Genomic DNA, 25813 nt, shown 5'->3' with positions numbered 1-25813 from the left:
CCAAAGGGGACGGTGAAAACCTCTCCGCGCATTTGCAATCGCAAGAAACGGTTTGGAACGCGCGCCGCTGCTGAAGAGGCCGCTGTTCTTGCAGGCGTGCGTGCGCGTGTTACTTTGCGCGTCTACAAATGCGAGCTTTGCCACCAATTCCATCTCACCAGCCGGACCAAGGGTATGAAATCCTTGCCAGCTGCGCACCAATAAGCGCTACTTGATCCGTGCGCGCAATTGCACCTCGAAGCTGCGTTCATCGTCATACCCCTCGGGCATTGCGCCGCCGGGGTTGATCCGTATTCGGCGCACAGCAGGGTCATAGGCACCGTTTGCTGGGTGGCTAAAGTCGGTGCCCGTCGTTTCGGTCGAAAAGCTGATTTGGCCTGCCGTGCAGCAGGAGATCCCAGTTGCCGCAGCGCCCGTCCCATCGATGAAGACAACCGGCGTCGCGTTTGAGCCATCGAAAGCCCCTGTCCACAGCTCAAGCTCGGTGGGCAGGCTATCGATGATTACGATGGTGCCTGCGGTGATCTCTGGTCCCGGATTGGCAAAACGTATGGTGTAGGTCTGATCGGTGCCGGGGATGCGCTTGCCGCCAAAGACGCTTGCGTCCGTGATTGCGCTTGTTTTGGAAACGGTAGGGGGTGCATCAGGTGCGCGGCAGAAGGGTGTGTCAGTGAGGCTCGGCGCGCTGGCACTGGCTTGTCCGAAGGCGCCTTGGGTCGCGCCATTGGGCGGGAACTCTGTGAGCGAGCTTGAGAAGGTGACGCCGTTCGTGCCGCCGCGCGCAAAAGTGACGCTGACGCCGCCGGTGGTTGCGATTACGCCGCCGCCACCGCCGCCGCCGGGGCCTTCGTTCTCGTCATTGGTGATGAGCTGATCGCCGCCATCGCCGCCGTCTGCGAAGGTCGATGCGCCGATAAATCCGCCCGATTGCACCACGATAGTGCCACCAGCGCCGCCGCCTCCGGGGCCGTCATTGTGCCTTGGCGTTGTGTCTGCTCCGTCGGTTCCGTCCGCACGAAACGCGCCGCCGCCGGTGATCGTACCAGCGGAGACAAAGATCAGCCCGCCGCCATTGCCGCCAGCGCCCGCCGCATTGTTATTGCCATCGCCAGCGCCCCCGCCGCCGCCAAAGAACAGGCGGCCCGTGGGATCATAGGTCATCGGACGACCGCCCAATCCGCCAAGCTCGCGCCTGCGGTCATTGGGCCAAGCATTGGAGCCAGGCGGCGTGGTCAAGGCATTGCCGGCCCTCGAATAGGTGTAACCGCCGCGCCCGCCGCCCGATTGGTTGGTGGTCGAATTCAAAGAAGGGTCAAGATCCCACGCCTGCGCCCAGCTTGGGTCTGAATTGTCAGGCACGCCTTGCCCGCCCCAACCATTGCCATTGTCGCCATTCGCGCCGCCACCGCCGCCTGCGTTGTGACCATTGCCGCCGCCGCCGCCATTGGCAGGCGCGCCGCGGCCATAGAACAGGCCGCCCGGAAGCTCGCCGCGATAACCGGCTATGCTCTCGCCCTTTTCAGCGCCGTCATTGGCAATCGAGCTGCGATAGCCAAAATAGCTATTGCCCGTGGGGGTTGTGAAATTGTCGATCTGACCGCCGCGAAAGCCAAGGCCAGAGGCATCAATCTCGCCTGAGAGGGTAAGCGTTTCGGAGACCGTCATCGCGATCACGCCGCCACGCGTTCCATTCCAGGGCAGCGCGGTAATCCGCGAACCGCCACTAACAGTCAAATTGCGAAATTGCGGCACGCGGATGACCTGTGCCTTACCATTGGCGGAGTAGCTAAACTCCAATCCATTGCACGCACCGCCAAAGGTGTGGAGCTCGATGGTGTTACCGCTGATTGAGCGCACGGTGTGGAATTCATATCGGCCCGCAGAGCCAATATTTGTGATGGCACCATACGATGCACTGTCCGCGCCAGAGATCGTTGCCCCTTGCGCCTGATAGATCATCACCACATCGCCGGGCGACAAGGAGGGGAGATTTCCTGCAAGGCTGTTGACGTTAACCTGTGTCGAGCCGGCGCTGGCAGAGCCCGACAGCGAGGCATATTCGTTGACAACTTGTGTCCCGCTGATGGTGGCATCGCCGTCTTTTCCCGGCGTTTCAGCAGACAGGGGCGCTGACCAAAGGCTCAGGAAGGCGCACGCATATGCGGCGCACAGCCACAGGCGCGCCAAAAGGCGTCCTGCCGGTAACCGTGTCCAAATTTGCGGGGCGTGGCCCATGTGTGTGCGAAACCTCCAAACGCGCGCGAAAGAAGGTCAGATACGCAGAACTAGGTAAACGGCTGGTAAGGAACCGCCAAGAAATCAGCAGGCTGAATGTAAAACTTCGTAAGCCAAATGGTTCGCAAGGCGCTGCGTCGGGCGCTGCGTCATGCGCTGGGCTATGCGCCGCGTTGGCGTGATCATTCGCACGCGCTTTGCTCGGTTGCTTTGAGACGCGATGCGTGTCGCAAAGTGCGCAGGCGAGCAACTTGAATGCTGCATCGCTTCAATTGAAAGCGGACCTTGCGCTCTGCAAAATCAAGCGAGACGCGGCGAAATTGCTCCATCAAATCGGTGCCAAGGATCAAAGATGGTTTGTCATTAATCCCAAACACTTCAAATGGCGGCACATCGGCAAAGGCAATCGCGACATTGCTGAAACTGACAGAGCCCATCTCAAGCTTGTTGATGATGGCAAACTCAATATCGGCCTTTGCTCCTGTTACACCGAAGATTTCAAAGGTTTGATCGCCGCGTCTCCTGCGGCGGATCAATTCTTCCTTGAGCGCCAAATTGCCGATGGTGACTTCGGTGCCGGTGTCGATCACCGCGTCCACCTGGTGTCCTTGCGCTTTCACCTCGGTCAGGATCAATTGGCCGCGTTGGAGGCGTCCCGTGACGATAATCTCGTTTCGCCCAAAGTTGACCGGTTCCTCTTCTGAATCTTCAACGGTGATGATGCGCTTGTCAAAATCGAGCATCAACCGTTGTTCGACCAGTGCATCCAGACCGATCATCCCATCGCCGCCGATAAAGGTCTCTTTTAGGACCGGCAGCTTGAGGTCATGAATGGTCGATGGGCCAAGCGTAAGAGTATCAACAAGGGCCCGCTCCACGGTTGTGCTTTCGGTCATGGTGTGAAGGAGGATTGGCCCCGCACCCGGAAGCCCCAGCTCTTTTGCGAGCCCTTGGCCGATGACGGATGTGTCTGCGCCGCTGTCGACCACAAAGCGATGGGGGCCGGTGCCGTTGATGTTGACCTCAACCGTCATGCGGCTGCGCAGTTTCTTGGCCTCAATCTCGTCCCCGCCAATGGAGAGGTCTTCATCAAAATCAGCAGGCGGCAGCTCTGGCATGCGCACGGGCTGCTCTGAGATTTGCGAAACGGGCGCGGGTGAGAGGGGGTGGGCTCTTGGGCCTGCGCGGGTAGGATACAAAAGAACCCGATACACAAGCCTGCGCTGCGAAGGGTGAGCGTGCGGGCCAGAATTTGGGCCAAGGTTTGAGCCAGAGTTTGGGCACTTGTTTTGGTAATTTTGGTCATGCCTTTCACAATACCACAAGCGCGCCAGAGTTACACCATTTGGCAGGGCTTCACCCAAGGCCAAAAAGCTTGCATCGCGCAAGTAAATCGGTATGTGCACGGCTTCGCATTTCACATGCGAATCCACGCGGGAGGCTTTCGCTCAGGAAAGCTGCCGGACCGCTTAACATGAGCCCACCTCGACACGAGGCGGGCAACAGTGAGAAAAGGAGGCCTTTCATGGCCAAGAAAATCGAGGGCTATATCAAGCTCCAGGTGCCGGCTGGCACCGCAAACCCATCACCGCCAATTGGTCCTGCTCTGGGTCAGCGCGGCGTTAACATCATGGAATTCTGTAAGGCGTTTAACGCGGCCACACAGGACCTTGAGAAAAACGCGCCGATCCCCACCACGATCACGGTTTACGCAGACCGCTCGTTCACTTTCACCACCAAAAGCCCGCCTGCTTCCTTCCTTCTCAAGAAGGCTGCGAAGATCAAATCGGGTTCTGGTGAGCCGAACAAGAACAAAGTCGGCAAAATCTCCCGCGCTCAGCTCGCTGAAATTGCAGAGGTCAAAATGAAAGACCTCAACGCAAACGACATCGACGCTGCTGTCAAAATTATCGAAGGCTCCGCACGCGCGATGGGCCTCGAGGTGGAGGGCTAAACCCATGGCGAAACAAACGAAAAAGCAAAAAGTTCTGGCAGAGCTCGACAATGACAAGCTCTACACCGTGGACGAAGCCATCGCGACATTGCGCACGCACAAAGCAAAGTTTGACGAAACCGTTGAGCTTGCGATGAACTTGGGCGTTGACCCGCGTCACGCTGACCAAATGGTTCGCGGCATGGTCTCGCTGCCATCGGGCACGGGTAAAGACGTGAAAGTCGCTGTGTTCGCACGCGGCGACAACGCTGAGAAGGCGACCGCTGCTGGCGCTGACAAAGTTGGCGCAGAAGACCTCATGGAAGACATGCAGGCGGGCAACCTTGATTACGACCGTGTGATCGCAACCCCTGACATGATGGGCGTTGTGGGTCGTCTGGGTAAAGTGCTCGGCCCTAAAGGCCTTATGCCAAACCCGAAGCTTGGCACGGTTACTCCAAACGTTGAGCAAGCCGTGAAGGACGCCAAAGGCGGCCAGGTTGAGTTCCGCGTTGAGAAAATGGGCATCATCCACACCGGCATCGGCAAGCTCTCGTTCGACGATGCAGCTCTCAAAGCAAACTTCGAAGCGCTGACGCAGGCTGTGGTGAAAGCCAAGCCAACGGGTGCCAAAGGCAAGTACGTCAAGAAGATCTCGCTGACCTCGACCATGGGTCCAGGCCTCAAGATCGACGCATCGCAGGTTGAGGGCGCGTAAGCCACTCCTACCAGACTTGAAATATGAAAGGGGCCGGGAGAGCGTATCTTCCGGCCCCTTTTTCGTGTCGGTCTTATAGGAAAAAGACGGGCGAGAAATTGCCAGTGTCGGCGCGATGTGCGAGCGTTCTTCCAAATCGCGACCAATCGGGAAATACAATGGGTGTTCTAAATCGTATTCTGGCCGGGCTCACTGCTCCTGTCTTGGCCCTCACGCTGGCCGGGGCAAGCGTCGTCCATGCCCAAAATGAGACCACGGACGAAGAGACCGTTTTCCCTGACGGCTCTGCCTTTGGCATGGTGCCATTCGGTGGCGCGCAGACAGCGGACCAATTCACCGGGTTCATCGATCCCGAGGACAGCACCTCTGTGACCATCAACGAGCTCCCGATCGAGGCTTGGGACGAGATTGCCCCCAATGTTTCCAAGGCGGAGACATGGGCAGGCCAAGGCATCACGGCAAGCAAGATCACCGAAATCACAATTGCCGATATGCCCGCTATTCGAATTGCCGGCACGCAAACCATGGCAGGACGAGAGATCCCCAAATGCATTTATGTGCTCAAAGGCAAAGCGCAGATCGGCCTTATCGCGGCGCAAATCCCTAACCCTGAAAGAGCAAGCGAAGACGCCTGCGCGCTCATCACCGGTCTTGCAGAGCGTGCGCCTGCGACGATTGAGCAGCAATTGGCAGCGCTCCCCTATCAGCTGGGCGAGCTTGGCAATATGCGGATTGTGCGGGTGATCGGCGGTTCAGGCGTTTTGCTAACCAATGGTCCCAATGACGTGGTGCGCGATGCAGAGCAGCCGGTTCTCATTATTGCCTCCTCGATAGGGCCCTCGGCTTTGGGTCAAGATCGTGAGGCGTTTGCCCTGCAAGTCTTACGCTCGTTCGGGTCTTACTCCTTGGCAGGAACACCCGAGACGCAAGAACTCACGCTTGCTGGCTTACCCGCCAACCGTATCATTGCCGATGCGATTGACAGCCGCTCTGGAAAAGATGTGCGCTTGGCGCAGTGGGTCGGATTTATGCCTGATGGCAACTATTTGCGGGTTGTCGGCGTGGCAGAAATTGACGGCTGGGCGCAAAATCTGAGCGACTTTGAAAAGGTCGCAAATGGGCTTGAGAGGGCGGAAAAATGAGGCAATATCGCTGAGACTATGGAGAGATTTCTGGAGAGGGAAATCGTCTTTGCTAATGGAGCTGTTGGTGAGGCGATTGAGTTTGAGAGCGCAAATCCTGCGAACTTTCATGACATTCTAAATGGGTCAGATGCCCCCAAGATCACGATTGATGGGAAGCTGTTTTTGCCGCCTGATCATGACGGCTCGCCGCTGCCCTGCGTGATCGTTGTGCCGGGAAGCGTTGGGGTGGCGCAGAGCCATTTGATGCACACGCAGACGTTGTGCGGGGCAGGCTATGCCGCCTTCATCGTCGATCCCTTCGGCGCGCGCTCGGTCGATGTGACCTATGACAATCAAACGCAATTCTCTTTTGCGGCGAGCGCCTATGACGTGCTCGCGGCGGTCAAAACCATGGCTGCGCGCCCGGAAGTGGATGCATCACGCATCGGTGTGCAAGGGCACAGCCGGGGCGGCGCTGCTGTGGTGCAGGCGGCCATGAAAGCGATGCAGAATGCCGTCCTTGGCGAGGCGCAAGCTATCAAAGCGGTTTACGGCGTGTACCCTTGGGCGGGCCAGCAATTCCTCAATCCCGATATTGGCGATGTGACCATACGCATTGTCATCGGTGAACAGGACGAGTGGTGCTCACCCCAGCAGGCGCAGGGCTATGCGCAGGCGATCCGGCTGTCCAGTTCGGGCAACGTGAGCTTCAAGATGTACGCAGGCGCGCACCATTCCTATGACCGCAGGCAAGGGATGGAAGATTTCCCCACGGCCACCGTCGCGCCTCATGCACCCACGATCTATATCGATGATGCGGGAAGCTTCATTGACCCGATCACGGGCGAGGCAGCCCCAAATGGCACTGACCACGATTTCATGGCCTACGCCGCGAAAGCTGGTTTTATGGTGACCGGCGCAAAACTGGGATCAAGCGGTACCCTCGCCGATCAATTCCGCGATGATATGCTGGGGTTTTGGGCACGGGCGCTCTAAATCTCGCGCCTAGATTCCTCCGGGCGTGAAGTCCAAGCCATTGGTCGCAAGCCCATCGGTGAGTGTATCGACCGCGCTCTTCACGGTCTCGGCATCGGTTGAACGGATCACAAAGTTCGCGCCCACGCGGCCCTCGCGAAAGAAGGGGTAGGAGCCGATCTGACAGTTTTCATGCGCCGTCTCGACTTCGCGAAGAAGGTCGGCGATCTCGCTTTCCGCAGTCCAACATCCGACCGTTTCCGAGAGCAACGGCGCGCCGCCTTCAAGCTCTCCGGTGAGAGAATCCAGCATTCCAGCAGTGATGTGGGGCACGCCCGCCATCACGAAGATATTGCCGTGGCGAATGCCGGGTGCGCCCGATTTCTTGTTCCGGATAAGCTCTGCGCCATCGGGCACGCGGGCCATGCGAAGACGCCCTTCGTTGAGGCCACCGCGGCTGGAATAATACCCTTCCAACATGGAGCGTGCCTCGGGGTGGATCACTACTTCAACGCCAAGCGCCTTGGCAATTGCATCGACGGTGATGTCATCGTGGGTCGGGCCGATACCGCCAGTGGTGAAGAGGTAGTCGTTGTCAGCACGCAAAGCGTTCACCGCCTCGACAATCCTGTCCTCATCATCGGCCACCACGCGCACTTCGGCAAGGCGAATGCCCTGCACTTGAAGCCAGCTTGCGATTTGTCCGATGTTCTTGTCGTGGGTGCGACCAGACAGGATCTCATCACCGATTATGACGAGGCCCGCGGTCCAAATTTTTTCTGGCCAGATTTTTTCAGAAGAGGTCATGGGTTTGAGGTAAGCAAAACTCCCCCGCGCGCAAGCCCTCTTTCTTTATTCAGCTGCCTCAAGCTGTTCCTCAACGCCGCGCGCATTCGCGCCCAGGTTGCCGAAGATCAAAATGCCGTCATCAACCGGGTCGCTCGCCATGCGTTTCCTATCGAGCACATATTCCTGATTGAGACGCCACGGATATTCGGTCGCATTCTTGGGATTGATGCCTTTGCCGCGTTCAAGATAGCCGCTCGAATAATCGCCAAAGATGTCCTCGTCCTCGATATTCGCATTCATCGCTGGCGTCATGACCGGGTTGACGATGGTCTTACCCTTGGCGCGCATTTTGTTCAGCACGCGGCACACGTAGTCGGAATTGATGTCGACCCGCAAAGTCCAGCTTGCGTTGATATAACCGAACACCACCGCAAGGTTGGGCAGGTTGGAATACATGCAGCCTTTGTAATAATAGCGCTGCGAGAAATCGACCGCCTCGCCATTGACGCTCACCGCGATCTTGCCCGCAATCGCGAGCTTGAGCCCGGTGGCGGTGACGATGATGTCGGCTTCGAGAAGCTCGCCTGATTTCAGACGAATACCGTTCTTCTCAAATCCAGCGATGTGGTCTGTCACAACCTCGGCCTTGCCCGCTTTCATCGCTTCGAACAGATCATCATCAGGCACAAGGCACAAGCGTTGCTCCCACGGATTGTAGGGCGGGGTGAAAGTGTCTTTGTCATAGCCCGGACCAAGCGCTTTTTCGATGCCCTTATAGAGCGCTTTCTTGACCTTTTCCGGCTTGTTGCGTGCGGTCTTGAACGCGATGTCTTGCATCTTAATGTTCTTGAACCGGGTGATTTTGTACGCGAGCTCGTCGGGAAGCACTTTGCGCAGGAAATTGGCAAAGCCATCCTTTGCAGGGCGCGCAAACATCCAAGTGGGCGTGCGCTGGAGCATGGTCACTTTCTCAGCCTTGTCCGACATCGACGGCACGATGGTCACCGCCGTTGCGCCAGAGCCAATTACGACGACCTTCTTGCCGGTGTAGTCCAAGTCCTCGGGCCAGAATTGCGGGTGGATCACCTGGCCTTCAAATTCGCCCAGTTCAAAGCCTGCATCATGCGGTTCGTCATAGTCGTAATAGCCGCTGCCAAGGTACAAGAAGTTGGCGGTGAGGAGCGTGCGCGAGCCATCGGAAAGCTCCATCTCAACGTGCCAGCGTGCCTCGTCTTCGCGGAAATTGGCGCTGATGACCTTATGGCCAAAGCGGATGCGTTCGCGGATGCCGCGGTCGTCCACAATTGTGTTGAGGTAATCCAGAATAGCAGGCGCATCAGCGATGCTTTTCTCATGCCGCCACGGCTCAAAGTCGAAGCCCAATGTGTGCATATCGCTGTCTGAGCGGATGCCGGGATAGCGAAACAGGTCCCATGTGCCGCCCAGGTTTTCACGCTGCTCAACAATCGCAAAGGTATGATTTGGCGCTTTCATTTGCATGTGCGCGGCCATGCCGATGCCGGAAATGCCTGCGCCTACGATGAGGACGTCAAAGTCGGGTGGTGTCGCTAGCATGTCTGTTCTCTCTCCAGTTGACGCGAAGGTAAGCACACAGCCGCAGGAAAAGCGAGTCATGATTGCAAATAGCAACTTACTTTGGGTTGCGCATTGCCTTGCGAAGACGCTAGGCGCTGGCGTTATGAAGACCCCCTTTTGGCTGACCGCCTCTTCGCTTATTGCTTTGTGTGTTCCCTATTCTGTGATGGCGCAGGACGGGCTTGAAGAAGACACAATCGTTGTGACCGGCGAGGGGCTTGAGCCGTCGCTTTCCAATTCGATCTATTCGACCACCGAGATTGACCGCGAGGCAATCGTTTCCACCGGGTCAGGCAGGCTGGAAGATGTCCTTGCCAATGTCGCAGGGTTTCAGCAATTTCGCCGTTCTGACAGCCGTTCGTCCAACCCGACCGCGCAAGGGGTGACGCTGCGTGCGCTTGGCGGAAATGCGACGAGCCGGGCGTTGGTGCTCCTTGACGGGGTGCCGATTGCAGACCCGTTCTTTGGATATATTCCGCTGTCCTCGATTTCGCCCGATACGCTTTCGAACGTTCGGGTTACGCGGGGCGGGGGCTCTGGTCCGTTTGGAGCAGGCGCGCTTGCGGGCACGATTGAGTTGGAGAGTGCAGGGCCCGGCACAATCGGTAACGCGGCGGCGAGCTTGCTTATCAATGACCGCGAAGAGACCGAGGCGAGCGGCGTTATAGCACAAGAGCTAGGCAGCGGATTTGCGGTTGTGAGTGGGCGCTGGGATCGGGGGCAGGGGTTCTTTACCGCCCCTGACAATCAACGCGTGCCTGCCAGTGCGAGGGCGGCCTTTGACAGCTGGCAAGTGGGCCTGCGCGCGGTCGCGCCGATTTCGCCCGATGTTGAGCTTCAAGCACGGGTGAGCGCGTTTGACGATGGGCGTACGCTGCGCTTTGAGGGTGCGGATTCCAATCATCGTGGGCAAGATGCATCGTTACGCATTGTCGGGCGCGGGGAATGGCAGTTTGACGTGCTGGGATATGTCCAGGCGCGCAATTTCAACAATGTGATCATCAGCTCAACCCGCTTTGTAAAGGTGCTCGACCAACGCAACACGCCCTCGACAGGGCTCGGCGGCAAAATTGAGCTTCGCCCACCGGTTGCAGAGGGGCATGATTTGAGGATCGGGGCCGATTACCGACGGGCCGATGGCGAACTTCAGGAAGACGCGTTCAGCGCCTTCACCGGCAATTTGCGCGAAAGCCGCCGTGCGGGCGGGGTGAACAGCAATCTTGGTTTCTTCATCGAAGATGACTGGTCGATTGGTCCGCTTGTTCTGACCGGTGGCCTTCGCGCTGATCACACAAGCATTGAGGATGGTTTTTTCCGAGCCGTTGATGCCAATGCAAATCTGGTGAGCGAGACGATTGCACCTGACCGCTCTGACTGGGCGGTGAGTTGGCGAGCGGGCGCTACGATCAATGCAGGCCGGGGCGTGAACCTTCGCGGCGCTGCCTATACCGGATTACGGCTGCCCACCCTTAATGAGCTCTACAGGCCCTTTGTCGTCTTTCCGGTCGTAACCCAAGCGAACGCAGCGCTTGAGAATGAGCGCCTCGAAGGGTTTGAACTGGGGCTTGATTGGCAGCCCTCTCGCAATGCTTCGCTTTCTGTCACAGCGTTTGATAACCGCGTGAAGAATGCGATTGCCAATGTCACTTTGCAGCCCAACCTGCGCCAACGCCAGAACCTGCCCGCAATTGACGCGCAAGGGATCGAGGGCGCGCTTGCTTTTGGGCTTGGGGATGTGAGCTTTGATGCATCGGTTGCGTACACTGATGCGAGGATTGATGGTGAGGGCGCATCAATTGCGCTTGATGGCAACAGGCCGCCGCAAACGCCCGATTTCTCCGCCTCGGCCACACTTGCATGGGAGCCTACCAAAGGCACGCGCCTTGCTGGCACGCTGCGCCATGTGAGCTCTCAGTTTGAAGACGACCAGGAAACCGACGTTCTGCCAGCTGCGACAACGCTCAATCTGTTTGCGCAGGTCGCTTTGAGTGATGCCGTCTCGCTCGTGGCCCGCGCAGAGAACGTGTTCGATGAGACAATCGTGACCCGCAATTCTGGCGGAGCGATTGATTTGGGTGTGCCGCACACCTTGTGGTTTGGGGTTCGGGTCGGTCTCTAGCAGTTGGGCGCAAGTGGACGGCGACACCGAAACATTATTTGCCACAGATCAAGCTCACCGCACAATTGCTGCGTTGCAGCACAACTTGTGGCATATTTGCATCATGTGTGTGAGAACTTGCTAAGGTCCCTTGGCACGCAGAAAACCCCTGATAGTTTGAAGAGTGGAGAACCGTCTTGGGAACATCCCGGATGGAAGTGGAGAGAAAATATGACGCGTAAGTTCGCAACTTACGCTGCAGGCCTTATGGCTTGCAGCGCGTTTACTGCCCCTGCAATGGCGCAAGACGGCGAAGAAGTCGAAGCGCCCGAAACCAATGACAATGTGATTATTGTGACCGCAACGCGGCGGGCACAAGACGTGCAAGATATCCCGCTGGCTGTGACAGCGGTCGGCCCGGCCCAACTTGAGCGGCAGGGCGTGAATGAGATCCGCGATGTGACAGCGGTTGCGCCAAGCTTCTCGAGCACGACTGCGCAAACAGCAGCAGGCTCGGTCGTGCTGCGTGTTCGCGGTGTCGGCACAACCTCTAACAACATTGGGTTTGAATCAGCCGTCGGCATCTTCATCGACGGTGCCTATCAATCGCGTCCCGGCGTTGCTCTTGGCGAATTTGTCGACATTGAGCGGGTTGAGGTTTTGCGCGGGCCCCAAGGGACGCTGTTTGGTCGCAACACATCTGCTGGCGCGCTCAACATCACCACCGTTCGGCCTGACCTCAGCGAATTTGGCGGCTTTGCCAATGCGACCTATGGCCGGTTTGATGAAATCGCCCTTCAAGGCGCGGTGAACCTGCCACTGGTTGAGGATACGCTCGCGCTGCGCCTCACTGGTGCCTATCGCAAGCGTGACGGCGCGATTGCAGTGGTCGATGCGACCGGCACCCAGTTTGACGACACCAATGATACAGATCGTTATCTTGTTCGCGGTCAGATCGGTTGGGAAACTGACAGCGGATTTAGAGGCCGTATCATCGGTGATTATTCCAACAACCAATCGAGCGCGGGCGTCGCAACGCAAGTGTTCGAAACACCGATCGCTCCGTTCTACGCAGCGGTTGGTCTTCCCGGAAACGGTGGTCAACCTTTAGCAAACTTTGCAACCAGCCCGTTTGATCAGGCAGGATTTGACGAAGCTGCACAAGGCCGCGCGGTGGCAGCCAGCTTTGCGCCTGTGGCAGACGTCGATAACTGGGGCATCCTTGGCGAATTCGAGCATCCCATTGGCGACAATGCAGAAGCGATCTTCATTGCATCTTACCGCAAATTTGACGCTGAAGAATTCTATGATTCAGACTTCTCTGCGGTTGATGTTTTCAACGTGGAGCTGTTGACCGAAATCGAAACGTTCACCGCTGAATTGCGCTTTCAAGGTGAGGCGGCTGATGGCCGCTTGAACTGGCTTGTTGGTGGCTATTATTCCGATGAACAGATCGAGGCGAACAACTCGTTCTTCCTTGGACAAGATTATGGCGAATATATCGGTGCCTTGTTCGCAGGGCTGTCGGGCGGTGCCACTTTGGGGACGCTTGGCGCCAATCCGTTGACCGCGCTCACTGGCTTTGATCCAAATGGCTCGTCCAGCACAAACCGCTTCACCCAAGCAGCGGAAAGTTGGTCGGTCTTTACGCACAACACGTTCGAGGTGACCGATGGGCTCGAGTTCACGGTTGGCCTTCGCTACACCGATGAAAGCAAATCGGGCGGTTTTGCGCAGGTCGCAAACACCAATAACGTGTGTAACGCGCTCGTTCCTGGCTTCCTCAATGGCTCAATTCCGGGCGCGTTGGGGCCGCTTGCACCGCTCGCATTGGGAACCGGCTGTTTTGGCTTTACCGCCCCTGCCGATCTTCCAGCCTCAGCGGTTCTCCCGCTGCCGCAAACCTTCCAGGCCGACTTCAACGATGACGAACTCATCTACACGGTCAAATTGGGCTACGAAATCACGCCAGATATCAGCACCTATGCCAGCTTCACGCACGGCATTAAGGCTGGCGGTATCAACCTTGATACCACCGCAGGCGTGCTTGGTGCAGACCCGACCTTCCTGTCGGAAGAGGTCGATGCCTATGAAATTGGTATGAAAGGGCGCTTCCTTGATGACGCTGTGACCTTGAACATCGCAGCCTTCCACCAGGAGTTTTCAAACTTCCAGGTGCTGGAATTCACCGGAGCTGCGTTTGAATCCTTCAATGTGCCCGAGGCGCTGACCACGGGTGTGGAGATTGAAAGCGTTATCCGTCCTAACGACAATTGGACCTTCAACCTTGGTGCGACGATCCTGGATGCGCGTTATCCTGATGATTGTGCTGGCGACCTGACCAGCGTGACGGTCCTGTCGCTTTGCGGCAATGACCTCACCAATGCAGCGGAAATCACGGCGATTGCCGGGGCTCTGTATGAAACAGAACTCAGCGATACCCTCGAATTCTTTGCAGCCGGTCAAGTGCGCATGGTGTCGGATGAGCGCACCTCGACACAGGCGATTGTACCGCCTGGACAAGGGGCCACCGTCGCTGACACGCAGGCTGCGATTGATGCAGCGCCGCTGATTGTGGCTGATGTTCAAGACTCGAACATCAAGATCAATCTGCGTGCTGGTATTCGCACCTTTGATGAACGCATTTCGCTTGAATTCTACGTCCTTAACCTCACGAATGAGATCACACGGGGCGTGACCTTCAACAACGTTCTTCGCGGGACCGGCGCGATCAATGCGCGCTCAAGCTTCACGCTCGAGCCACGCACTTACGGCGCGACGATCCGCACGAAGTTCTAAAACTTCTTAAGGTCTGAACAGAAAAAGGCCCGCTCGGGAAACCGGGCGGGCCTTTTTGTTTGTTTGCTTGTGAGGCGGCGGGTGTGGTTACATCGACCGCGCGATTAGCATTTTCATGACCTCATTCGAACCGCCAAAGATCCGCGTGATGCGGCTGTCGCGGTACATTTTGGCGATGGGGTATTCGTTGATATAGCCAGCACCGCCGTGCAGCTGCAGGCACTTGTCAACGGTCTCACCTTGGAGCTCGGTGCACCAATATTTCGCCATCGACGCGGTTGCGACATCAAGCTCGCCTTTGAGCAGTTTCGCGATGCAATCATTGACGAACACCCGCGCAGCAGTGCCGCGCGCTTTGAGGTCGGCGAGCACGAATTGCGTGTTCTGGAAATCCCAGATGGTTTGCCCGAACGCCTTGCGCGATTTGACGTAGTCGATGGTGGTGTCGAGCGCTTTTTCGATACCGGTGCAAGCGCCCATAGCAATCACAAGGCGTTCTTGCGGAAGCTCGCCCATCAGCTGGTAAAAGCCTTTGCCTTCAACGCCGCCAAGCACGTTTTCAGCTGGCACAAAAACATTGTCGAAGAACAGCTCTGAGGTGTCGGCTGCATCCATCCCGATCTTGTCGAGTTTCTTGCCTCGCTCAAACCCTTCGGCACCTTCGGTTTCGAGCAGCATCAAGGAGATCCCCTTGGCCCGTTCGTTCGGGTCAGTCTTTGCCACAACGACAATGAAGTCCGCGGTCTGACCGTTGGAGATGTAGGTTTTCGCCCCGTTGATGCGGTAGCCATTGCCGTCTTTAAGAGCGGTGGTGGTGATCGACTGAAGGTCGGAGCCTACGCCCGGCTCTGTCATGGCAATCGCGCTGACCAGCTCACCGGTCACGAGCTTTGGCAGGTACTTTTGCTTTTGCTCTTCGGTTCCGTGACGGACGAGATAGGGCAGGATGATGGTGTTGTGCAGCGATGCTGCAAAGCCATCGACATCGTGCTTTGATTGTTGGTCGATCACAACCATGTCGTGGCGAAAGTCACCGCCGTGGCCGCCATAGGCTTCGGGAACCGAAACGCCGAGAAGGCCCGCTTGGCCCGCCTCGTTCCAAAACTCGCGTTCCACCTGACCCTCATCGCGCCATTTCTGGACGCGTTTTTGAGGGGCGTGTTGCTGATAAAATTTGCCCACGGCATCTGCGAAGATCGAAATTTCTTCGTCTTCCATGAATTCGGGCTGCGGCACGTCAATGACGGGCATATCTCTCTCCTATAATCCCACGTTAGTTACGAGGGGACGCCGCAAAAAGACGTCCCGCTCGTCAAATCACTTGCCCTTCCAATTGGGCGCGCGTTTCTCTGCAAAAGCGGCTGCACCTTCGCGCGCGTCTTCTGACACGAACACAGGCGCGATGAGCTTGCCTTGGCGGTCGTAACGCTCATCCATTGGCCATGCGCGCGACTCTTTCATAATCTGCTTGGAGACCTTGACCGCAAGTGGGCCGTTGGCCGCGATCTTCGCTGCGAGCGCTTTCGCGCCTTCAAGCGCAGACCCTTCGGTCACGGTGTTGATGAGGCCAAGCTCATAAGCACGCGGCGCATCGATAAAGTCGCCCGTCAGCGCCAGCTCCATCGCCACCCGCTCAGGAATTTGGTCAGGCAGCATCATCACGCCGCCAGCAGCCGCCACAAGACCGCGTTTCGCCTCGGGGATGCCGAATTTCGCGCCTGCCGAAGCAACCACAAGGTCACACGCAATCATCAGCTCAAGTCCGCCAGCCAGCGCATAGCCTTCGACCGCTGCGATCAAAGGCTTGGCAGGAGGCGCCTGCACAACGCCGCCAAAACCACGGCCGGGAACGCTCGGGCTTTCCCCTCGAAGGAAGCCTTTAAGGTCCATCCCTGAACAGAAAGTCCCGCCAGCACCGGTCAAAATGCCGACGCGAAGATCGTCCTCTTCGTCCAAACGGTCCATTGCCGCCGCAATCGCTTCGGATGCCGCCTTGGTCATGGCGTTTTTCGCCTCTGGACGGTTGATCGTGACGATCAGAACGCCGTCTTCGACCTGTGTTAGAACTTCTTCGCTCATCAGGAGCTCTCCCTATCAATTCTGAGATTTCAAATTGAAACTCAATTCTTGTGTATGGAGTGCAGACGCTTTACGCACCCGTCAACCGCATTTTCGATAAAAACGAGTTCGAGGGAAGAGAGATCATGGCAGAGGCATATATCGTAGACGCAGTGCGCACCCCGCGCGGCATTGGTAAAGTTGGCAAAGGCGCGCTTGCAGGGGAACACCCACAGCATCTCGCCGCGACGTGCCTCAAAGCGATTGCCGAGCGTAACAGCCTCGACACATCAACCGTCGGCGATGTGGTTTGGTCCACCTCTTCACAAGAAGGCAAGCAAGGCGGGGACATGGGCCGCATGGCGGCGCTTGATGCGGGCTATGACGTCACCTCTTCTGGCATGACCCTCGACCGTTTCTGCGGCGGCGGCATCACGTCGGTGAACCTCGCTGCCGCGCTTATCATGAGCGGCATGGAAGACTGCGTTGTGGCTGGCGGCACAGAGATGATGAGCCTTACCTCCTCGATGATGCAGGAAAAGATGCAAGCAGGCATCATGCCGCTTGGCATGGGCAGCGGCAATGAACGCCTCGCCAAAACCCATCCTCAAACGCAGCAAGGCATTTGCGGCGATGCGATTGCCACTATTGAAGGCTTCACCCGCGAAGAGCTCGATATGGTGGCTTTCAAAAGTCAAGAGAACGCCGCGCGCGCGATCGAGGAAGGGCGCTTTGACAAGTCACTCGTCCCCGTGCTCGATGATGACGGCAATGTCATTCTCGACAAGGAAGAGTTTCCAAAGCCCGGCACGACGATGGAAATTCTGGGCGGATTGCCAGCGTCATTTGAGAAAATGGCCGGCATGTCGATGGGCGAGGGCAAGCCAACCTTTGTTGGCATGATCAATCAGAAATACCCCGATGTTGAGGTCAAGCACTTCCACGGTCCGGGCAACTCATCGGGCGTTGTTGACGGCGCGGCAGCTGTGCTGGTCTGCTCTAAAGAATATTGCGAAGCCAATGGCCTCAAGCCGCGCGCCCGCGTTGTTGCAACCGCCAACCAAGGCGATTGCCCAACACTCATGCTGAACGCGCCGGTTCCGGCCGCCAAGAAAGTGCTCGAAAAAGCGGGTCTTACCACCGACGATATCGACCTGTTCGAAATCAACGAAGCGTTCGCGGTTGTGACAGCCAAGTTCATGAAAGACCTCGACCTTGGTTGGGACAAAGTGAACGTGAACGGTGGTTCTATCGCTTTGGGTCACCCAATCGGTGCGACCGGTTCGATCTTGATCGGTACCATCGTTGACGAGCTTGAGCGCCGCGAGGGTCGCTATGGTCTTGTCACCATGTGTGCAGCGGGCGGTATGGCCCCTGCGATCATCGTTGAGCGTGTCGAAGACTTCGTAGACTAAAGGCGCATTGCAATGATCGCTGACAACACGCCGGTCATCATCGGCGTCGGCCAGTTTTCGCACAAGGTCACTGACCCGGATTATACGCCCCTTTCCTATGCGGATTTGGGCGGCCGGGCGCTGGCTGAGGCGATCACTGATAGCGGTGCGGCGAATGCCGATGGCGCTGTGGCGGGCGCCATCGACACTCTCGCTGTCATCCGCGCGTTTGAAATGTCGCGCGCTGACCGAAAGCCGCCTTTTGGTGCGCCCGACAACATCCCGGCGGCATTCGCCTCGCGGGTTGGGGCATCGCCTGAGCGGCTGATCCTCTCCCCCACGGGCGGGCAAACCAACCAGCAGATGCTGGGCGAATTTGCCGCCGATATTGCCGAAGGGCGCAGCCACTGCGCTGCGATTGTTGGGTCAGAAGCAATCTCCACTGCGCTTGCGCTGGCGGCCAAAGGTGAGGCACCCGATTGGTCGGAAACCCACGGCGGGACCCATGAGGACCGCGGGCTTGGCGTTGAAGATTTGATGGAGATGGAACTGTTCGCCCATGGCGCGACCGGGGCCATCCCCCTTTATGCGCTGGCAGAAAATGCGCGGCGGGCAAAGCTTGGCCTCTCGCTTGAGGAATACCGGCTCAAAATCGGTGAGCTGTTTGAACCCTTTACGCGCGTTGCGGCAAGCAATCCCCATTCCGCAGCGCCTGTTGAACGCAGCGCTGAGGAACTGGCAGCGGTTACCGAGCGTAACCGGATTGTGGCCGAACCCTACACCCGCATGACCGTTGCGCGCGATCAGGTGAACCAAGCCGCTGCGATCATCGTGGCAAGCGCGGCAAAGGCGCGCGAGCTTGGCGTTCCGCAAGACAAATGGGTGCACATCCACTCCATCACTTCGGCAAGCGAGCTAAAGCTTATCAAACGGCCTGAGCTTGAGGGTAATCCTGCCTCCATCGCCAGTGTCGAGGCGGCGCTTACCATGGCGGGGAAGAGCTTTGATGATGTCGATATCATCGATTTCTATTCCTGCTTTGCGATCCCCGTATTCAACCAATGCGACCATTTTGGTCTGGCCGTGGATGACAGCCGTGGTCTCACGCTGACAGGCGGATTGCCGTTCTTTGGCGGTGCTGGAAACAACTATTCCGCCCACGCGATTGCCGAAGCGGTGGCGCGTGTGCGTGCAGCGCCCGGCAAGACCGCATTGGTCGGCGCCAATGGCGGGTGGATGAGCAAGTTTTCAACCGGGATTTACTCGACGCAGCCTGCCGATTGGTCAGACGCATCTGCGCGCGTGGCAAAGCTTGAAAAGGCAACCAATGCGGTGCCTGTGTGCAAGGGTGACTATGCCGAAGCAGTGGTCGAAACCTACACGATCAACCGCAACAAAAAGGGCGACGTGGCTGTCTTTATCGGACGCAATCCTGATGGAGAGCGGGTCGCGGGCAATGCGGATTTAAGCCATGAGGCAACCGCTGCGCTGTTCGAAGGCGGCATGCCGTTTGGCGCGAAGCTTTCGGTGACGCGCGACGACAAAGGGCGTTTCGTCGGGCGGGTCGCTTAATCCTTATCCTCGCGGTTCCCGCCTAGGAAATCGAGCGCATCAAAACCTTCGGGCGCGGCCACTTCGGTGACTGCGTCATCGCGGTCGTCAAACTCTGTGCGCAGAGCCCGGCTCATCACGGCGTGCATGAGGTACATGGTTGTCGTGTAAGTCAGCTCCATGATCTCTTCATCGGAGAACTCAGCCTTGAGCGCGTCGAACAGAGGGTCTGGGACGCGGCCCTGGTGCATGACGAGCCTGTCAGCATAGGCGAGCACAAGCCGCTCTTTCGCGGTGTAGCAGGCGGCGGTTTGCCAAGTGGGGAGGGCCTCGATCTTCTCTTCGGGATAGGCAAGCCCGCGAAGCGATTTGCAATGTTGTGAGAAGACAAACTGGCTTCCGGTCGCCCAGCCCGCCCACGTCTGACCCAGCTCGCGCAAAATGGGGTCGAGTTTGCGGTTTGGAGAGCGGTAATAGCCAAAGCCTTGTGCGGCGTGAGCCAGCGCCTCGGGAGAATTGGCAAAGACCGTCCACCAATCGCCGGATGTGCCTGTGGCGGTGCCCGGTTCAGCGACAGGGTCGCGTTCTCCAAACAGCAGGTGGTAAAGCGGAAGGATGCGAGCGTCAGCTTCGGCCTTGGGGACTTGCTTGAGGCGCGGCATCAGGAGGCCTCCACTCGGTCGGCGGCGGTCGCGGGCTTGTGCGCGATATCTTCGGGTCCGAAGGTCTTAGTGGTCGCGGCGAACTCCATCATGATACCATTGGGATCGGTGAAATAGACGCTGCGAACAAAGACACCTTCGTGCAAGCTTGCGCTCATACCCATCTTGCTGTCATCGTGATTGATGACGGCATGGGTGTGTTCAACCCCTGCCTCTTGCAGCCGGTCAAGCGCTGCCTCAAGCTCGCTTTCCTCCATATCGAAGGCGAGGTGGTTCATCGAGCCAACGGCGGTTTTTGAATCGAGGGGGAAGGATTTCACCGATGCGATACCGGGGGCTGCGGGCGGTCCATCGGCCCACCAGAAGAACGCCACCGCATTGCCGCCGCCGCAATCGAAGAAGAAGTGTTGGCCACCATCCGGCAGCTCCACCGTCTTGAACAGCGGCATGCCCAGCACCTGCTCATAGAATGTCACCGTCTCCTCCATATCGCGGCACACCAGCGCGATGTGGTTGATTCCCTTGGTCTTGATCATGTCTCTTCCCTCTCAGGCGCGATCCTGCACCCAAAGGGCGGGGCGTTCAATGCGGTTTTGGAGCAGGTGCCCTTTGACAAATGGGCCATGTTGGACTAGATAGTTTCAAACGAAACTATCTTCTCTTTGACGTAAGGTATCCGCCTCATGACTGTTCATCCCGGTGATCTGTTCGAAAACCCCGCTGGCCTCGACGGCTTTGAATTCGTCGAATTCTCCGCGCCTGAGAAAGGCATGCTGGAGCCGGTTTTTGAAAGCATGGGCTTCACTCACATCGCAAACCACCGCTCGAAAGATGTGGCCTTATGGCGTCAGGGCGGGATCAATTTGGTGGTGAACTATGAGCCAAAGTCTGCCGCTTGGTACTTCGCGCGCGAACACGGCCCCGGCGCCTGCGGCATGGCCTTCCGCGTGCGCGATGCGGCCAAAGCTTACGATCATGTCCTTGAACAAGGCGCAGAGCCTGTCGCCAATGCGCCTGGCCCAATGGAGCTCAGCATTCCGGCCATTCGCGGCATCGGCGGCTCGATCCTCTACTTCGTTGATCGCTATGCGAGCGAAGAGGGCGAGGGCCTGTCGATCTATGACATCGATTTTGAGTATCTGCCCGGCGTTGACCGTCACCCAGAGGGCTGCGGCTTCCAACTGATCGATCACCTCACCCACAACGTCTACGGCGGGCGCATGGCCTATTGGGCGGACTTTTATGAGAAGCTCTTCAACTTCCAGGAAATCCGCTATTTCGACATCAAAGGCGAATACACCGGCCTCACCTCTAAAGCGCTCACCGCACCTGACGGAAAGATCCGCATCCCGCTCAACGAAGAGGGCGAGAACGGCAAGGGTCAGATCGAGGAGTACCTGCGCGAATACAACGGCGAAGGCATCCAGCACATCGCGCTCATCTGCGATGACATTGTGGCCGCTTGGGACCGCCTCAAGAAGCTCGACGTGCCGTTCATGACCGCGCCGCCAGAGACCTACTACGAGATGCTGTCAGAACGCCTTCCCGGCCACGGGCAAGACGAAGGTGAGCTCAAATCGCGCGGCATTCTGCTCGACGGCACCACCGAAGGCGGCGCACCGCGTCTACTGCTTCAGATCTTCGCAGAACCGCGTATTGGTCCTGTGTTCTTCGAGTTCATCCAGCGCGTGGGCGATTACAAAGACGGCTTTGGTGAGGGCAACTTCAAGGCGCTGTTCGAAAGCATTGAGCGCGATCAGATTGCGCGCGGTGTCTTGGAGGCTTCTGAATGAGCCATCCCGTCAAACTAGGCGGCGTCCACCATACGGCTTTGCGGTGCAAGGACGCCAAGGAAACCGTCGAGTGGTATTCCCGCGTTCTCGGCATGGAGTACACCACCGCTTTTGCCGAGGATCATGTGCCCTCAACCGGCGACTATGACCCGTACATGCACGTCTTCCTGGACGCAGGGAATGGCAATATCCTTGCCTTCTTCGAGCTTCCCAATCAGCCCGAAATGGGCCGCGATGAGAACACGCCAGCATGGGTGCAACACTTCGCGTTCAAAGTTGGCTCAGAGGAAGAGCTGCTAGCCGCCAAAGCGCACATTGAAAGCGAAGGCATTGATGTGCTTGGGCCCACCCATCACGGCATCTTCAAGTCGATTTATTTCTTTGACCCCAATGGTCACCGCGTCGAACTTGCCACCGACATTGGCACGGACGAGCAATACGCCGAACTCAAACGCGTTGCCCCAGTAATGCTCGACGAATGGAGCGAAACAAAGACCGCGCCAAATCATGCTGATTGGCTGCATGAGATCGCCCGCAAAGAGCATGGCAACGCGTAAGTGCGGCCTCACCAGACCAAAGAAAAGGGGCGCGAGGGATAACCCTCGCGCCCCTTTTGGTTTGTGAATTACACCGGGCTTAGAATTCGCCTGAGAAACCCAGGAAGAAATAGCGGCCGCGTGGGCTTACCGGGCGAGCAAGGCTGCCAAGGAACGGTTCACGATCAAACACATTGTTGACCCCGCCAAACAGCTGCACATTGTCTCTTACATCATAGCTGAAGTTGAAATCATGTTCGAAGGCATTGCCGGTGCGGAATTGCGATGGATCAAGCAGGCCCGTGTTTTCAGAAACCACGACCGCCCCGTCCACGATAGCCACATCGGTGCTGTCCGCGTTTGAGCGCTGCAATGTGTTGTCTTCAAAGCGTGTCCGCCAGCCAACAGTCCAGCGATCGTTTACCCAGTTCAAGCCGAAGTTCACAATCCAATCCGGATTGCCAATCACACCGAGCAGATCGCTGACCGTTGCTTGGTCTGTAATCAGCAATTGTTGCTGAAGCGGATCGGTTTCAGCCGCGATAGTCTCGCCGATAATCGGGTCGCTTTCGGTGAAGCGCTCAAGGAAATGCGAGCCTGCCGCCCGGAACTGGAATTCACCCCAGTCACCGTTCCCAAATGGAGCATCGAAGTTGTAGCGAACTTCAAAGTCGATACCGCGAGCCCGCAAGAACGCCAGGTTGATGTTGCCTGAGGTAAAGTCTGAGATCGCACCGCCATTGTTAGGATCGCGCACAATCGAATTACAGAACTGGTTGTCTGTTGATGGCAAATCGACGCAAGCTTCCGCGATTGCCGCGCCTGTGAGACTGCCAACAGCGTCAGCGATCTCAATGTCGTAATAATCGGCAATAACAACCAGGCCGTCCATGAACCCGCGTGGCTCAAAAATGGCACCGACAGTGAAGCTATCAGAGGTTTCTTCGATCAGGTCCGGATTACCACCGGTGGTCCCTTGCACCAAAGCGGTGAGGAAGTCGGAGGAATCAAAGCCAGCTGCAACGAATTGGGCACAGTTTGCGGGCCTGTTGACACTGCCGTTGTTGATGTTGCCATCATCACACGGGTCAGCATCCACGCCAATAAAAGCGGCCTGTTGCGGACCGAAAAGCTCGCCAATGTTTGGCGCCCGGATTGCACGCGAGATGGTGCCGCGGAAGGTCAACCAATCGGTCGGGCTGTACGTGGCACCGAAGGAATAGGTCTGTGTACTACCGATGGTGTTATAATCGGAGATACGGCCTGTGGCTGATACTTCGAGCTTTTCGACGAATGGCAAATCGGCAAGCAGCGGCAGCCTGATTTCGCCAAAGCCTTCATAGACCGTGATGCCTTGTCCATCGGTTGGTGACGGCGAGATGATGTCACCGTTATTGGTGACCACGTCGCCTTCGATTTGGAAGAAGGCATCAGGGTTAAACTGCGAATCATCGCGGCGATATTCAAAACCAGCGGCAAAGCCGATTGGACCACCTGGAAGCTCGAAGAAGTGACCTGTGTCGCCTGAAAGAACAGCGAGGAACTGCTGCTGTTCAATATCGGTTGTGTCCAACAGGTTTGAGAACGCAAAGGCCGCGCCAGCCCCGCTGATTGAGTTTTGTCCCAAAATGTTGATCGGTGCGCAGGTTCCATCACCAAGTGCGAATGTGACCGCGCGGGTGTTGCCATCGGCGTCGAGTGGCGGACCGCCCACAAACAATGCAGCTGGTGAGGGATTGCCGGTCAATTCAGCGCGGCAAACGATGTCGCCCACCTGCGCAGTGCCCGTGGTGACAGAGATATCTTCGCCATTGCGAATTGCGTTGAGCGTTGGAATGCCTGCATCGATATCAGCTTGCGTCAAAGCGACTGCGTCAATCGCTGTGAAGTAGCGGTCGTTGAGACGCGCATTGCGGAAGGTGTCATCAATGTCGGTTCGGCCATACGAATATGACGCCTCGAGTGCGATGTTGCTATCGGTCGCTTCCCAGCGCAAGCCGCCAGAAAAACGCATGGTTGTGCGTTCAATGTCGGTGCCGGTGTTGACTTCAGAGCCGACGTTATCGCGCGCTACAAAGATGCTTGGTGTGTCCGGGCCAAGGGCATCGACCACAGCGATTTGATCAACCAACGCTTGGGGCAAGAACGGGTTGTCGAGCGCGATTGGAATGTCATCTGAAAACGGGATGCCTGCGATATTGCTTGTTTCAACGCGTGAAAACTTGGCGTCTGCAAAGACGGTCAGGTTATCGGTGATCTCATAGTCTATGCCGCCTGCGACATTAAAGCGGGTGAGTTCAGGAATGAGGGTGAGGCCGGGCGCTGTGTTCCCGATGAAAATCCCGTCACCTCCGCTCGCGTTGAATGCGCCGGTTGAAATACCGGGGTTGAAGGCCCTGAGATTGCCGTTTTCATCAATGATCTGAAGCACGGGGATGTCCGTACCGCCAATCGTTGGCACGGTATCGGTTGCAGGGTTGAAGTCGCTGACAAATGACAACAGGGCGCCAAATGGGAATGCAAAAGGCGTGGGATCAAGCGCGATTGTTGAACCTGCACTGGACACCGGCAAGCGCCGATCAGGCACAAATGCGTTCTCAGAATTTGGATCAAGACCCAAAAGATTGTTCAAGAACGCATTACTTGGGTTGAAAGACGAAAACCCGGGACCTGCAATATTGGGGCGATCCCCGTTAAGGATACCTCCAGAGCTTGAGAATTCCACGGCGAACACCGCGCTACCGCGGCCATCACCAAAGGTCCCGCCTCCAGCAACGGAGCCATAAAACTCCTCAGCATCACCTTCATCGCTGATCCCGCCTTGCAAACGGAATTCGATGCCGTCGAAATCGCGGCCATCGCGCATGATATAGTTCACAACGCCAGACACCGCGTCCGCGCCGTAAACGCCCGATGCACCGCCGGTGAGAACTTCGACATTTGCAATAAGCGCCGATGGAATAGAGCCCACGTCAACGGTGGCGGTCCCTTCAATACCGGGCACATGGCGGCGGCCATCTTGGAGCACGAGAGTTCTGTTGGTGCCCAATTGGCGCAAATTCAATGTGCTGGCGCCGGTAAGAGCGAGGCCTTGCGCGCTTGAAAGCGTGGCGGGATCGGAACCTTGGAGCGCAGGTATCTCACGCAAGGTTTGCGAGATATCGATCTCACCTGCGTTACGGAGTTCTTCTACGGTGACAACTTGAACGGGGCTTGGCAGCGATGTGGTCGAATCTGTCGCAATGCGCGAACCGGTGACAACGATGCGGTCTGATTCTTCGAGTTCCTGAGAGGGAGAGGTCACGTCTTGAGCATATGCCGTAAACGGCACAGCGCTTGACGCGGCAAGCAGCAGGGCTTGCGCAGAGAATTTGAGAGGTTTCATCTTCGCTTCCTTTTTTGTTCTGACGCTATGGTCATTCGCTGGCCAAAGTGTGTCAAGAATACAGCAACAGAATCCATCTTCTGCGCCCTGTTATTTGCAAGATTGTTGCTATAATGGCACAACCTGCATGTGCATTGGGCAATTATTTGAGCACACCCGTTCTGGAT

General features: G+C 57.3%; 20 protein-coding genes. 11 read left to right on the top strand and 9 right to left on the bottom strand.

Features of this window, described 5'->3' with window-relative positions; genetic code table 11:
* Nucleotides 1-12 precede the first annotated feature (12 nt).
* The gene (locus AC0V61_RS04505) at nucleotides 13-204 is read left to right on the top strand and encodes a hypothetical protein (protein ID WP_486156078.1); all 192 of its coding nucleotides are present in this window, start codon (nucleotides 13-15) and stop codon (nucleotides 202-204) included.
* A gap of 3 nt (nucleotides 205-207) precedes the next feature.
* Here the strand turns inward: AC0V61_RS04505 and AC0V61_RS04500 are convergent, their stop codons facing one another.
* Together AC0V61_RS04500 and AC0V61_RS04495 are read right to left on the bottom strand one after the other, a co-directional pair.
* The gene (locus AC0V61_RS04500; protein WP_486156077.1) at nucleotides 208-2235 is read right to left on the bottom strand and encodes a hypothetical protein; all 2028 of its coding nucleotides are present in this window, start codon (nucleotides 2233-2235) and stop codon (nucleotides 208-210) included.
* A 182-nt stretch (nucleotides 2236-2417) separates the two neighbouring features.
* A complete protein-coding gene (locus AC0V61_RS04495; protein ID WP_486156076.1) occupies nucleotides 2418-3353 on the bottom strand; it encodes an aspartyl protease family protein in 936 nt (311 codons plus the stop codon).
* Nucleotides 3354-3760: 407 nt separating this feature from the next.
* On the opposite strand from AC0V61_RS04495, the gene rplK reads away from it, so the two are divergent.
* From rplK to AC0V61_RS04475, 4 genes are all read left to right on the top strand, one after another.
* Nucleotides 3761-4189, top strand: coding sequence for a 50S ribosomal protein L11 (gene rplK / locus AC0V61_RS04490; RefSeq protein ID WP_486156075.1), 429 nt, complete (start codon nucleotides 3761-3763; stop codon nucleotides 4187-4189).
* Nucleotides 4190-4193: 4 nt separating this feature from the next.
* The gene (gene rplA, locus AC0V61_RS04485) at nucleotides 4194-4886 is read left to right on the top strand and encodes a 50S ribosomal protein L1 (protein ID WP_486156074.1); all 693 of its coding nucleotides are present in this window, start codon (nucleotides 4194-4196) and stop codon (nucleotides 4884-4886) included.
* Nucleotides 4887-5044: 158 nt separating this feature from the next.
* Nucleotides 5045-6028, top strand: a complete 984-nt coding sequence (locus tag AC0V61_RS04480) for a hypothetical protein (protein ID WP_486156073.1) — start codon at nucleotides 5045-5047, stop codon at nucleotides 6026-6028.
* Between the two features lie 18 nt (nucleotides 6029-6046).
* Complete coding sequence (locus tag AC0V61_RS04475; protein ID WP_486156072.1) at nucleotides 6047-7006, top strand: dienelactone hydrolase family protein; 960 nt, start codon at nucleotides 6047-6049, stop codon at nucleotides 7004-7006.
* A gap of 9 nt (nucleotides 7007-7015) precedes the next feature.
* Here AC0V61_RS04475 and AC0V61_RS04470 read toward each other — a convergent pair whose 3' ends face one another.
* A complete protein-coding gene (locus AC0V61_RS04470) occupies nucleotides 7016-7792 on the bottom strand; it encodes a competence/damage-inducible protein A (RefSeq protein WP_486156071.1) in 777 nt (258 codons plus the stop codon).
* Nucleotides 7793-7837: 45 nt separating this feature from the next.
* Complete coding sequence (locus tag AC0V61_RS04465; protein ID WP_486156070.1) at nucleotides 7838-9349, bottom strand: flavin-containing monooxygenase; 1512 nt, start codon at nucleotides 9347-9349, stop codon at nucleotides 7838-7840.
* 124 nt (nucleotides 9350-9473) lie between these two features.
* Between AC0V61_RS04465 and AC0V61_RS04460 the strand changes: the two genes are divergently transcribed.
* Together AC0V61_RS04460 and AC0V61_RS04455 are read left to right on the top strand one after the other, a co-directional pair.
* Entirely contained in the window at nucleotides 9474-11489 is a 2016-nt protein-coding gene (locus AC0V61_RS04460; RefSeq protein WP_486156069.1) for a TonB-dependent receptor plug domain-containing protein, read from the top strand.
* A 210-nt stretch (nucleotides 11490-11699) separates the two neighbouring features.
* A complete protein-coding gene (locus tag AC0V61_RS04455; protein WP_486156068.1) occupies nucleotides 11700-14267 on the top strand; it encodes a TonB-dependent receptor in 2568 nt (855 codons plus the stop codon).
* 87 nt (nucleotides 14268-14354) lie between these two features.
* Here the strand turns inward: AC0V61_RS04455 and AC0V61_RS04450 are convergent, their stop codons facing one another.
* Both AC0V61_RS04450 and AC0V61_RS04445 read right to left on the bottom strand, forming a co-directional pair.
* Nucleotides 14355-15518, bottom strand: a complete 1164-nt coding sequence (locus AC0V61_RS04450) for an acyl-CoA dehydrogenase family protein (RefSeq protein WP_486156067.1) — start codon at nucleotides 15516-15518, stop codon at nucleotides 14355-14357.
* A gap of 66 nt (nucleotides 15519-15584) precedes the next feature.
* Complete coding sequence (locus AC0V61_RS04445; protein ID WP_486156066.1) at nucleotides 15585-16346, bottom strand: crotonase/enoyl-CoA hydratase family protein; 762 nt, start codon at nucleotides 16344-16346, stop codon at nucleotides 15585-15587.
* Between the two features lie 125 nt (nucleotides 16347-16471).
* On the opposite strand from AC0V61_RS04445, the gene AC0V61_RS04440 reads away from it, so the two are divergent.
* The gene (locus AC0V61_RS04440) at nucleotides 16472-17740 is read left to right on the top strand and encodes an acetyl-CoA C-acetyltransferase (protein ID WP_486156065.1); all 1269 of its coding nucleotides are present in this window, start codon (nucleotides 16472-16474) and stop codon (nucleotides 17738-17740) included.
* Nucleotides 17741-17752: 12 nt separating this feature from the next.
* Nucleotides 17753-19291, top strand: coding sequence for an acetyl-CoA acetyltransferase (locus AC0V61_RS04435; RefSeq protein ID WP_486156064.1), 1539 nt, complete (start codon nucleotides 17753-17755; stop codon nucleotides 19289-19291).
* Here AC0V61_RS04435 and AC0V61_RS04430 read toward each other — a convergent pair.
* Nucleotides 19288-19932, bottom strand: a complete 645-nt coding sequence (locus AC0V61_RS04430) for a carboxymuconolactone decarboxylase family protein (RefSeq protein WP_486156063.1) — start codon at nucleotides 19930-19932, stop codon at nucleotides 19288-19290. The genes AC0V61_RS04435 and AC0V61_RS04430 overlap by 4 nt on opposite strands.
* On the bottom strand, nucleotides 19932-20468 hold the full coding sequence (locus AC0V61_RS04425) for a VOC family protein (protein WP_486156062.1): 537 nt from the start codon (nucleotides 20466-20468) through the stop codon (nucleotides 19932-19934). Before AC0V61_RS04425 ends, AC0V61_RS04430 begins: the two co-directional genes overlap by 1 nt.
* A 147-nt stretch (nucleotides 20469-20615) precedes the next feature.
* On the opposite strand from AC0V61_RS04425, the gene hppD reads away from it, so the two are divergent.
* On the top strand, nucleotides 20616-21725 hold the full coding sequence (gene hppD / locus AC0V61_RS04420) for a 4-hydroxyphenylpyruvate dioxygenase (protein ID WP_486156061.1): 1110 nt from the start codon (nucleotides 20616-20618) through the stop codon (nucleotides 21723-21725).
* The gene (locus AC0V61_RS04415) at nucleotides 21722-22282 is read left to right on the top strand and encodes a VOC family protein (RefSeq protein ID WP_486156060.1); all 561 of its coding nucleotides are present in this window, start codon (nucleotides 21722-21724) and stop codon (nucleotides 22280-22282) included. The genes hppD and AC0V61_RS04415 overlap by 4 nt, the downstream gene beginning before the upstream one ends.
* Before the next feature lie 79 nt (nucleotides 22283-22361).
* Here AC0V61_RS04415 and AC0V61_RS04410 read toward each other — a convergent pair whose 3' ends face one another.
* Nucleotides 22362-25646, bottom strand: coding sequence for a TonB-dependent receptor domain-containing protein (locus tag AC0V61_RS04410; RefSeq protein WP_486156059.1), 3285 nt, complete (start codon nucleotides 25644-25646; stop codon nucleotides 22362-22364).
* Nucleotides 25647-25813 lie beyond the last annotated feature (167 nt).

It is taken from the genome of Erythrobacter sp. JB1-4, assembly GCF_057365025.1.
The sequence above is the reverse complement of the archived record's forward strand: the minus strand, read 5'-3'. Positions and strand labels throughout refer to the sequence as shown.

Coding starts and splice junctions, on each gene's coding strand:
- AC0V61_RS04460 (WP_486156069.1), top strand. CDS start 9,474: ATGAAGACCCCCTTTTGGCTGACCGCCTCTTCGCTTATTGCTTTGTGT.
- AC0V61_RS04480 (WP_486156073.1), top strand. CDS start 5,045: ATGGGTGTTCTAAATCGTATTCTGGCCGGGCTCACTGCTCCTGTCTTG.
- AC0V61_RS04435 (WP_486156064.1), top strand. CDS start 17,753: ATGATCGCTGACAACACGCCGGTCATCATCGGCGTCGGCCAGTTTTCG.
- AC0V61_RS04440 (WP_486156065.1), top strand. CDS start 16,472: ATGGCAGAGGCATATATCGTAGACGCAGTGCGCACCCCGCGCGGCATT.
- AC0V61_RS04415 (WP_486156060.1), top strand. CDS start 21,722: ATGAGCCATCCCGTCAAACTAGGCGGCGTCCACCATACGGCTTTGCGG.
- AC0V61_RS04495 (WP_486156076.1), bottom strand. CDS start 3,353: ATGCCAGAGCTGCCGCCTGCTGATTTTGATGAAGACCTCTCCATTGGC.
- AC0V61_RS04500 (WP_486156077.1), bottom strand. CDS start 2,235: ATGGGCCACGCCCCGCAAATTTGGACACGGTTACCGGCAGGACGCCTT.
- AC0V61_RS04455 (WP_486156068.1), top strand. CDS start 11,700: ATGACGCGTAAGTTCGCAACTTACGCTGCAGGCCTTATGGCTTGCAGC.
- AC0V61_RS04410 (WP_486156059.1), bottom strand. CDS start 25,646: ATGAAACCTCTCAAATTCTCTGCGCAAGCCCTGCTGCTTGCCGCGTCA.
- AC0V61_RS04470 (WP_486156071.1), bottom strand. CDS start 7,792: ATGACCTCTTCTGAAAAAATCTGGCCAGAAAAAATTTGGACCGCGGGC.
- AC0V61_RS04450 (WP_486156067.1), bottom strand. CDS start 15,518: ATGCCCGTCATTGACGTGCCGCAGCCCGAATTCATGGAAGACGAAGAA.
- AC0V61_RS04445 (WP_486156066.1), bottom strand. CDS start 16,346: ATGAGCGAAGAAGTTCTAACACAGGTCGAAGACGGCGTTCTGATCGTC.
- hppD (WP_486156061.1), top strand. CDS start 20,616: ATGACTGTTCATCCCGGTGATCTGTTCGAAAACCCCGCTGGCCTCGAC.
- rplK (WP_486156075.1), top strand. CDS start 3,761: ATGGCCAAGAAAATCGAGGGCTATATCAAGCTCCAGGTGCCGGCTGGC.
- AC0V61_RS04430 (WP_486156063.1), bottom strand. CDS start 19,932: ATGCCGCGCCTCAAGCAAGTCCCCAAGGCCGAAGCTGACGCTCGCATC.
- AC0V61_RS04465 (WP_486156070.1), bottom strand. CDS start 9,349: ATGCTAGCGACACCACCCGACTTTGACGTCCTCATCGTAGGCGCAGGC.
- AC0V61_RS04425 (WP_486156062.1), bottom strand. CDS start 20,468: ATGATCAAGACCAAGGGAATCAACCACATCGCGCTGGTGTGCCGCGAT.
- rplA (WP_486156074.1), top strand. CDS start 4,194: ATGGCGAAACAAACGAAAAAGCAAAAAGTTCTGGCAGAGCTCGACAAT.
- AC0V61_RS04475 (WP_486156072.1), top strand. CDS start 6,047: ATGGAGAGATTTCTGGAGAGGGAAATCGTCTTTGCTAATGGAGCTGTT.